The organism is Candidatus Pelagibacter communis, from assembly GCF_001179945.1.
Lineage (GTDB): Bacteria > Pseudomonadota > Alphaproteobacteria > Pelagibacterales > Pelagibacteraceae > Pelagilacustribacter > Pelagilacustribacter ubique_A.
The window spans coordinates 1-7,673 of sequence record NZ_CVSG01000090.1 but is presented as its reverse complement, the minus strand read 5'-3'; the positions used below and the strand labels follow the sequence as shown (position 1 = coordinate 7,673).

At 30.6% G+C, this 7,673-nt stretch carries 10 protein-coding genes and 1 pseudogene; 6 read left to right on the top strand and 5 right to left on the bottom strand.

The features are described 5' to 3' along the window. Nucleotides 1-520 precede the first annotated feature (520 nt). Nucleotides 521-1,660, bottom strand: a complete 1,140-nt coding sequence (gene mnmA / locus AMN78_RS03875) for a tRNA 2-thiouridine(34) synthase MnmA (RefSeq protein WP_075534264.1) — start codon at nucleotides 1,658-1,660, stop codon at nucleotides 521-523. 40 nt (nucleotides 1,661-1,700) lie between these two features. Between mnmA and AMN78_RS03870 the strand changes: the two genes are divergently transcribed. From AMN78_RS03870 to AMN78_RS04210, 3 genes are read left to right on the top strand one after another with little or no spacing between them, the layout of a single operon-like run. Beyond that, complete coding sequence (locus AMN78_RS03870; RefSeq protein WP_075534263.1) at nucleotides 1,701-1,874, top strand: DUF3553 domain-containing protein; 174 nt, start codon at nucleotides 1,701-1,703, stop codon at nucleotides 1,872-1,874. Continuing rightward, nucleotides 1,867-2,646 carry a 3'(2'),5'-bisphosphate nucleotidase CysQ gene (locus AMN78_RS03865; protein ID WP_075534262.1) on the top strand — a complete coding sequence of 260 codons (780 nt, stop codon included), beginning with the start codon at nucleotides 1,867-1,869 and terminating at the stop codon, nucleotides 2,644-2,646. Before AMN78_RS03870 ends, AMN78_RS03865 begins: the two co-directional genes overlap by 8 nt. Beyond that, the gene (locus AMN78_RS04210) at nucleotides 2,639-2,782 is read left to right on the top strand and encodes a hypothetical protein (protein WP_179850613.1); all 144 of its coding nucleotides are present in this window, start codon (nucleotides 2,639-2,641) and stop codon (nucleotides 2,780-2,782) included. The genes AMN78_RS03865 and AMN78_RS04210 overlap by 8 nt, the downstream gene beginning before the upstream one ends. On the opposite strand, the gene AMN78_RS03860 is transcribed toward AMN78_RS04210, so the two are convergent. After that, nucleotides 2,765-3,325 (bottom strand): regulatory protein RecX, encoded by a 561-nt coding sequence (locus tag AMN78_RS03860; protein WP_075534261.1) that lies wholly within the window; start codon nucleotides 3,323-3,325, stop codon nucleotides 2,765-2,767. The genes AMN78_RS04210 and AMN78_RS03860 overlap by 18 nt on opposite strands. A 26-nt stretch (nucleotides 3,326-3,351) precedes the next feature. Here AMN78_RS03860 and AMN78_RS03855 point away from each other — a divergent pair, with 26 nt between their 5' ends. Together AMN78_RS03855 and AMN78_RS03850 are read left to right on the top strand one after the other, a co-directional pair. Then, nucleotides 3,352-3,822 carry an ABA4-like family protein gene (locus AMN78_RS03855; RefSeq protein ID WP_075534260.1) on the top strand — a complete coding sequence of 157 codons (471 nt, stop codon included), beginning with the start codon at nucleotides 3,352-3,354 and terminating at the stop codon, nucleotides 3,820-3,822. Beyond that, a complete protein-coding gene (locus AMN78_RS03850) occupies nucleotides 3,815-4,402 on the top strand; it encodes a 2-hydroxychromene-2-carboxylate isomerase (RefSeq protein ID WP_075534265.1) in 588 nt (195 codons plus the stop codon). Before AMN78_RS03855 ends, AMN78_RS03850 begins: the two co-directional genes overlap by 8 nt. 1 nt (nucleotide 4,403) lies before the next feature. On the opposite strand, the gene AMN78_RS03845 is transcribed toward AMN78_RS03850, so the two are convergent. Then, nucleotides 4,404-4,802 (bottom strand): rhodanese-like domain-containing protein, encoded by a 399-nt coding sequence (locus AMN78_RS03845; RefSeq protein WP_075534259.1) that lies wholly within the window; start codon nucleotides 4,800-4,802, stop codon nucleotides 4,404-4,406. 38 nt (nucleotides 4,803-4,840) lie between these two features. Here AMN78_RS03845 and AMN78_RS03840 point away from each other — a divergent pair, with 38 nt between their 5' ends. Next, nucleotides 4,841-5,863 carry a glycosyltransferase group 2 gene (locus tag AMN78_RS03840; RefSeq protein ID WP_075534258.1) on the top strand — a complete coding sequence of 341 codons (1,023 nt, stop codon included), beginning with the start codon at nucleotides 4,841-4,843 and terminating at the stop codon, nucleotides 5,861-5,863. Between the two features lie 37 nt (nucleotides 5,864-5,900). On the opposite strand, the gene AMN78_RS03835 is transcribed toward AMN78_RS03840, so the two are convergent. Together AMN78_RS03835 and AMN78_RS03830 are read right to left on the bottom strand one after the other, a co-directional pair. Continuing rightward, nucleotides 5,901-7,190: an ammonium transporter family protein gene (locus tag AMN78_RS03835; RefSeq protein ID WP_075534257.1), complete on the bottom strand. Its 1,290-nt coding sequence runs from the start codon at nucleotides 7,188-7,190 to the stop codon at nucleotides 5,901-5,903. A 154-nt stretch (nucleotides 7,191-7,344) separates the two neighbouring features. Continuing rightward, a pseudogene (locus AMN78_RS03830) lies at nucleotides 7,345-7,673 on the bottom strand (ammonium transporter); the annotation flags it as partial.

Here is a 7,673-nt window from a genome sequence, read left to right as displayed (position 1 = left end):
TTTTTTAATTAATTTCAATGATTTTGCAAATTTTGAAAATTCAAATTCTCCATCCAAAAATATTGAATTCGATATTGTCTCATTTCTGTGGACTAAAAAAGACAATTTATTGTTTTCATAATAGAAAAAATTGCCTTTATTCTTGTAAAATTTATGAAACGCTATTCTTACGGCTTTATTCAAAAATGAATTTTGTGAAATTATTTTAATAATAAATTTTAGGATAATTACTATTTTTCTCAAATGATTTCCTTTTAATGATAGATAACATTAAAAAGATAAATAACCACATAAATTTCTAGGCTTTCGCCCAGAAATTTAGTAGTTTTGGCTCGTCGTTTTAGGCGCTACCGCCAAGCCTTCCCGATGAACTATTCTAGCGCTACTAGGTTCACCTTTCTGCCCTTTAAGCTTGAACCTCTCGGTTTTTCCCTAAATGGCCAGTTAAGAGTTGCCTCTTAATTAAGAATATATAACCATAGAGAATGTATTTAATTAAACACTTAATGCGTGTTTTATTTTACCTTGTTAACTTCGTGGATAAATAATTATTGTATGTCTTATGAATCCAACCACCTCCTAAAACCTTATCCCCAATTTCATCCTTAGAGTAAAAAACACAAGCTTGTCCTGGAGAAATTCCTGTTTCTTTATCAATAATATGTACTCTAACGTAATCATTTGAGAAATTTATTTTTGCGTTTAAAAGTCTGCCAGTTGATCTCACTTTAATTTTTATAATTTCTTTGAACTCTTTTTGGGAGGCCAAAATATTTAAGTCTCTTAATTGAATTTCTGTAATTTCTAAATTTTCTTTATGGCCAACTACAATAGTATTATTTTCTGCATCAATATTTACTACGTAAAGAGGTTCTTTATTTGAAATTTTAATACCTTTTCTTTGTCCTATAGTATAATTAATAATTCCTTCATGATCACCAATTTGATTTCCATTTAAATCGATGATCTTTCCTTTTTGAAAAGACTCTGGTCTATATTTTTTAATTACAGAACTATAGTCACCATTAGGAACGAAGCAGATGTCTTGACTGTCTGGTTTATCTGCAACGTTTAAATCAAGTTTTTTTGCTATGTTTCTTGTTTCAGATTTATCAATTTGACCTAATGGAAATCTTAAGTAATCAAGTTGTTCCTGAGTGGTATTAAACAAAAAGTAACTTTGATCTCTATTATAATCTTTAGCTCTATACATGTTTGCATGCCCATTTTTTTGAACTCTTGAAACATAATGACCAGTAATTAATGCATCTGCTCCTAAATCTTTGGCATATTTAAAAAGATCCCTAAATTTAACTGTTTGATTACATTGAACACATGGTATTGGGGTTTCACCTGATGAATAACTATCTATAAAAGAGTCGATTACTTCTTTTTTAAATTTTTTTTGATAATATAAGATTTCATGATTGATATTTATTTTTTCTGATACTCTTTTTGCATCCATAATATCTTGACCTGCGCAACATTGTCGTCCCTCTTTTGTTTTTTTTGCATCATCATAAAGTTTTAGAGTTATTCCTGTAACATCATATCCTTCTTCTTTCATCAGTGCTGCTACAACAGAAGAGTCAACTCCTCCCGACATTGCGACAACAACCTTAGTTTCTTTTTTTGCTTTATTAATTCCTAGAGAATTCATATTTTAATGTGTATAGTATATTTATTAATTTTTTTCCATAATGCATATTGATTTTGAACCAGGTGATTATGTCGAAAATCCTGCAAATAAAGAGTGGGGCATAGGTCAAGTTCAGTCAATTGCGGGAAATAAAGTTACAGTAAATTTTGAAAATTTTGGCAAAAAAGTAATAAATATCAATAATGTAAAGTTAGAAAAAATAGAAAATGAATAAAGAAGAGTTAAAAAAAATAGCTGAAGGATTAATTGAAACTTTTGACTTTGCAGGGAAAGAATCAATTAGAATATTCAAAGAAGGCTTAAAAATTGAAATTAAAGATGACAAATCTCCAGTCAGCAACGGAGACTTAAGAGTAAATGATTTAATAACAAAAAATATTTTAAAATTAACACCAAATATTCCGATTGTTTCAGAAGAGACAGTTGATTTAAGTAAAAAAAATAAATCAAAAATTTTTTGGCTTATAGATCCAATAGATGGAACAAAAGAGTACATTGCTGGTAAAGATGAATATACATTGAATGCAGCTCTTGTAATCGATACAGTGCCTGTTGTTGGGCTTGTAGGAGTTCCTAAAAAAAATAGACTATTTTTTACTTACGGTCTAGGAGAAAGCTATCTAATAGAAGATAATAAGACAAAAAAAATAAGTTGTAAAAAAAAACAACCCAAGGATCAGATAGTTGCATTGTCAAGTGTAGTAAAGCCGTCTGATATAATTTTGAATAAACTTAAAGAGTACAATGTCACCTCAATTGTCAAGATGGCTAGCTCTTATAAATTTTGTGTAATAGCAACAGGTGAATATGACATTTATGCTGCTCGAGAGAGAGCCAATGAATGGGATTATGCTGCTGGACATGCCGTTGCTCAAAATGCAGGAGCCATAATAAAAACATTAGACGAAAAGCCTTTTCTGTACGGCAAAGAGGATTATAGGAATCCAAGTCTTTTGATAAAACGTTCAAAAAATTTAAATGATTAAAACTATTTTAATAATTATTCTGTCTGTAACTTTTTTTGGAGTCTTATTTTTTATACTTGTAAGAAATGCTTTGAGAAAAAAGCTTGAAATTTTAGTAGAGGAAGAAAAAAAACGAAAATTAGATAAGCTTGATTAATTTATTAAACTCTACCACATCAAGATCTAAAACTCTTTTTGAAAGATCAAAACTAAATCCTCCTCTAGCCAAAATTCCCATATCTTTTTTATAAAATAATTCTCGATTACTTTCAGGCCTTAAAGGTCCTATTCTTCTTCTTTTACAAAGCTTCAAGGCGGAGACAAAATCAGGTTCAATTTCATTTTCTTTTATTTTATCAATACTTTTTTTAACATACTCATCTTGAATTCCCTTATTTCTTAAGGACTGATTTATCTTGTTTAATGAATAACCTCTTCTTAAAAACATCCTGGCTTTTGAGTCAGCATACATTTCATCATTCAAAAACTTATTTTTTTCTAAGTTAGAAATTATTTGATCAATTATTGAGGTAACTTCTTTTTTCGATTTAGTACCTTTTATTTTTGTTAAATACTTCTTAAGCAAATAGACTTTGAGTTGTTGTTTTGAAGGACTATATTTCTCCAAGTAAGAATATGCTAAATCTTTTAAATTTGTAGTTAGATCCTCAAAATCACTTTTATTTGATGTGGGATTCATTATGTATATATACTATATTATTTTAAATGATAAATAATCTAATAGAATTAATAAATTCTGAAACTATTTATTTAGTAGCAAATTGGGGTGTAATACCTTTTTGGTTATTATTAATATTTATTCCTAATCATGGTTTAACAAATTTTCTTGCTCAATCAATCGTTGCACCATTACTTTTAGCAATCTGCTATACTTTTTTTTCTTATAATCTGTACTTAGAAAATAATATTTTTGATGGTTTTGAACTATATAGTGGTCTAGATGGACTTTATTCAATGTTTGCAAATGAAACTCTATTATTAATTTTTTGGCTGCATTTCCTTGCGATTAGTTTGTTTGCCGGAGCATGGATTGTAAGAGATTCTAAAAGACATCTCATTCCAAGAATTTTAACAATACCATCTCTAATTTTGACTTATTTTACAGGTCCTGTAGGTCTAATGTTTTATTGGTTTATAAGAATATTTTTTGCTAAAAAAATTAGCTTTAATGATTAAACCATTTGATTTTTATTTTGACTTTGTAAGTCCTTATTCTTTTCTTGCGCACAAAGAGATTAAAAAAATTGAGAACAAAGCTTCAATCAAAGTTAGATACAAACCAATTTTGCTTGGTGGTTTACACAATCTACATGGCATAAAAGCTCCCGCTTTTATACCCGCAAAAGCTAAACATATGATAAGAGATTGTAAATTAATTGCAGAAAGAAATAATGTTAAATTTAAATTTAATTCTTATTTTCCAATAAGAAGTTTAAACTTGATGCGTGGAGTTTTTGTAGCTGAAGAGGATAATTATAAGAGTTATTACATAGATAATATTTTTGATGCTATATGGCAAGATGGATTAAATATGAATGATGACGTAATTATACAGAAGGTATTAAAAAACCTAAATGTGAATCCTAAAACTTTCGCTTTAAGAGCTACATCCTCATCAATTAAAGACAGCTTAAAAAAATGCACAAGCGAAGCCTATGAAAAAGGTGTTTTTGGTGCACCTACATTTGTCTCAAATAACAAAATTTTTTGGGGTCAAGATAGAATTGAGTTTGTTTTAAAAGAAGCAAGTAAATAAATTATTTTTTTTCTTTTGGAATAACTTTAAGTCCTGCGTTTTTTAATGCATCAAATCCACCGCTAGCATTAGCAACATTTTTAAAACCCATATCATTAAGAGCTTTAGTTGCTAGTGCTGATCTAAAACCTAAAGCACAGAACAGAACTATTTTTTTCAAATCTTTTATTTTATTCTCTTGATAGTATGAACTATTAGGATCAAGCCAAAATTCTAACATGCCTCTTGGTATATGTTTTGAATTTTCAATTGTACCCTCTTTCCAAAGCTCTCTTATGTCTCTTACATCTATTAAAGAAACCTCGTTTTTTTCAACTAGATCTTTTACTTCATTAGCACTTAATGTCTCAATGTTTTCATTAGCTTCTTGCACCAGCTGTTGTGAAGATTTAATACTCATAGATCAAACATTTAAACTATTATATATATTTTACCAGTATGAAAAACATTAAAAATTCAAAAAAAAACAGTTTTTTAAAAAGAATTTTTATTAAAATTTTTAGAAAATTTGGCTTTGAGATTATTGATCAAAATACTTTTGAAATCATAACACTTGATAAAAAGATTAATGAAGAAATCAGCACGATCGGAAAAAGTTCAATCAGTCTTCCTCTTGGAATAGTAAAAATAACAAGGCCGGTCAAAGCTTTAGATATAATTATGCGAACTTGTGCTAGTGTAAATATGTTAACGCAAAATAAAAAAAGACTTTTTGAAAAAGAAAAAATTGAATATACGTTAAGAACAACACGTTCTATTTTAAATTCAATTAAAAATAATTCACAGCTTGAGAAAATTAAAATTAATTTCAAAGTGATTGATCATAACTCATCGCGATCAAATTTAGAAAAAATTAAGAACATATTTCAAAGTTTTAAAACAGATTATGAATTGATAAACTTAGATGTTTCAAATTTTGAAGATGAAATTCAAAAAGTAAATGATCGTGGACAAAAAGTTTCATCAAATCAAATGTCAAATATGGCTAATATCAATCAGTCGCTTTTGGAGGCTAAGAAATCGGAGGATTTAATTTACTTTGTTGAAGATGATTATCTGCACAAAAAGGATTCAATCAGTGAAATGATATTTACATATGAGAGACTAGCTTCTCAATTAAATAAAGAAATAATTATATGTCCTACTGACTATCCGTATTTGTATGCTAAAGCAGAATTAACTCAAAATTTTTTGGGAAAAAATTATCATTGGAGAAAAGTGGGTGAGTCTCTATGTACTTTTCTTACAAGTAAAAAAATTATAGAAAAATATTGGGAAAAATATTTAAGTATGTGTAAAAAAGAACACGCCCCTTTTGAAAAACCTCTTCATGAAATTTATAAGAAAGAATTATGTATTTCGCCGATACCGTCTCTGGCAGTGCATTTTACTAATATTAACTCTATTTTTGGACTATCGCCAAACGTAGATTGGGAGAAAATTTGGGAAGAAAACAGTTAGTAAAAGGCCCGATTTCTCGAGCCTTTTATAAATTATGTTAATCTCTTATAGAATAAGCTGTTACGCCTACTTCGGCTTTGTCAGTTCCTAATTTCTCAGCAGCCTTACTAATTCTTAAACCAACTGTTGATTTAAGTATCGTAAATGTTGCCCAAGATAATCCAAAGCTAAAGATACATACAGAAGCAGTACCTATGAATTGAGTACCAAAAGATGTATCTGGATTTGTAAGTGGAACTACTAATGTACCAAAAATTCCTGCAAACATGTGTACTGGAATTGCTCCAACTACATCATCTAAACCGTAACTCTCTAACATTTTTGTACCGAAATACATTATTATTGCTCCAATAGAACCAATAAACATAGCTGTAATTGGACCAGGCGTTAAAGGTTCTGCTGTAATAGCTACTAGTCCAGCTAATGCACCGTTAAGCATCATCACGATGTCAGTTTTTCCTCCGATTAGTCTTGTAATTGCGGCTCCAGTAAAAGTACCTGCGGCTCCTGCTAAATGAGTATTAACTGCAATTTTTGAAATTGCATTTACGTCATCAAAAGTTCCCATAGCTAATTGGCTGAATCCATTAAATCCGAACCAACCAAACCATAGTAAAAATGTTCCTAAAGTTACTAAAGGAATACTTGAAGCAGCAAAAGGTTGCATAGATTTCTTTTCACCCTTTCTACCAAATCTTCCTTCTCTCGCACCTAATACGATCACTCCTGCTAGTGCTGCTGCACCTCCACACCCATGAACAAGGGTTGATCCAGCAAAATCTGAAAAGCCACCACTAGCTAACCAACCGCCTCCCCATTGCCATCCCATAGAAATTGGATAGATAATTCCTGCCATGACAGCTGCAAAAATGAAGAATGGCCAGATCTTAATTCTCTCTGCTACTGCTCCTGATACAATAGAAGCTGTTGCACAAACGAACATTGTTTGAAAGAACCAGTCAGAATATCCTGAATAACCAGTTTCAGCATCAGATGAGTCTGTCCAAATAGTAAATGAGCCTACGTAACCACCCTCTGGCACTCCGTAAGCTAAATTGTAACCTACTAAAAAGAATACGAGCGAGCATATAGCGAATTTACCTATATTTTTCGCGGCAATTGTCGATACACTTTTTGTAGTCACTAATCCACTCTCTAACATACAGAAACCTGCTGCCATGAAAGCAACTAGCACTCCACCCAAATAAAATCCTAGTGAGTTAAAAATATATTGTCCTTCTTGTGACATTGTAGTTTCTGCGTAACTTTGAGAGCTAATTATTAAAGCAGAAATACAACCTAATAAAATGAAAGTTAATTTTTTCATGTTTCCCCCTTTTTTTGATGCCTTGATATCAAATTTAAGAGTTTTGAAGCATGAATTTAATGCATACGAGGTTTGTAAAATAAATAAGGCCTGGACGGGGGAACCGAACCAGGCCTTATAATTTTTCCCAACTAACGAGGGAGGGAACTTTTAATTAGTCTCTTATACCGTAAGCTATAACACCGACTTCTGCTTTGTCAGTTCCTAGTCTTTCAGCTTCTTTACTAATTCTTAATCCAACTGTATTTTTGATTATTTGGAAAACAATTAGTGAGACTATGAATACGAATACAACAACAGAGATAGTTCCTAAGAACTGTGCTCCGAAAGTAACATCTCCATTTGTTAATGGCACTGCTAATGTACCCCATACTCCAGCTACTAAGTGTGCTGGGATGGCTCCAACTACGTCATCAATTTTCATTTTAAACAATAGTTTTGTTGAGAAGTACATTAATACCCCTGCTATTGCTCCAATGAATA

What these genes read in the sequence shown, in the direction of transcription:
- mnmA (WP_075534264.1), bottom strand. Translation starts at nt 1,660, where the DNA reads ATGAATTCTCTAGGAATTAATAAAGCAAAAAAAGAAACTAAGGTTGTT.
- AMN78_RS03870 (WP_075534263.1), top strand. Translation starts at nt 1,701, where the DNA reads ATGCATATTGATTTTGAACCAGGTGATTATGTCGAAAATCCTGCAAAT.
- AMN78_RS03865 (WP_075534262.1), top strand. Translation starts at nt 1,867, where the DNA reads ATGAATAAAGAAGAGTTAAAAAAAATAGCTGAAGGATTAATTGAAACT.
- AMN78_RS04210 (WP_179850613.1), top strand. Translation starts at nt 2,639, where the DNA reads ATGATTAAAACTATTTTAATAATTATTCTGTCTGTAACTTTTTTTGGA.
- AMN78_RS03860 (WP_075534261.1), bottom strand. Translation starts at nt 3,325, where the DNA reads ATGAATCCCACATCAAATAAAAGTGATTTTGAGGATCTAACTACAAAT.
- AMN78_RS03855 (WP_075534260.1), top strand. Translation starts at nt 3,352, where the DNA reads ATGATAAATAATCTAATAGAATTAATAAATTCTGAAACTATTTATTTA.
- AMN78_RS03850 (WP_075534265.1), top strand. Translation starts at nt 3,815, where the DNA reads ATGATTAAACCATTTGATTTTTATTTTGACTTTGTAAGTCCTTATTCT.
- AMN78_RS03845 (WP_075534259.1), bottom strand. Translation starts at nt 4,802, where the DNA reads ATGAGTATTAAATCTTCACAACAGCTGGTGCAAGAAGCTAATGAAAAC.
- AMN78_RS03840 (WP_075534258.1), top strand. Translation starts at nt 4,841, where the DNA reads ATGAAAAACATTAAAAATTCAAAAAAAAACAGTTTTTTAAAAAGAATT.
- AMN78_RS03835 (WP_075534257.1), bottom strand. Translation starts at nt 7,190, where the DNA reads ATGAAAAAATTAACTTTCATTTTATTAGGTTGTATTTCTGCTTTAATA.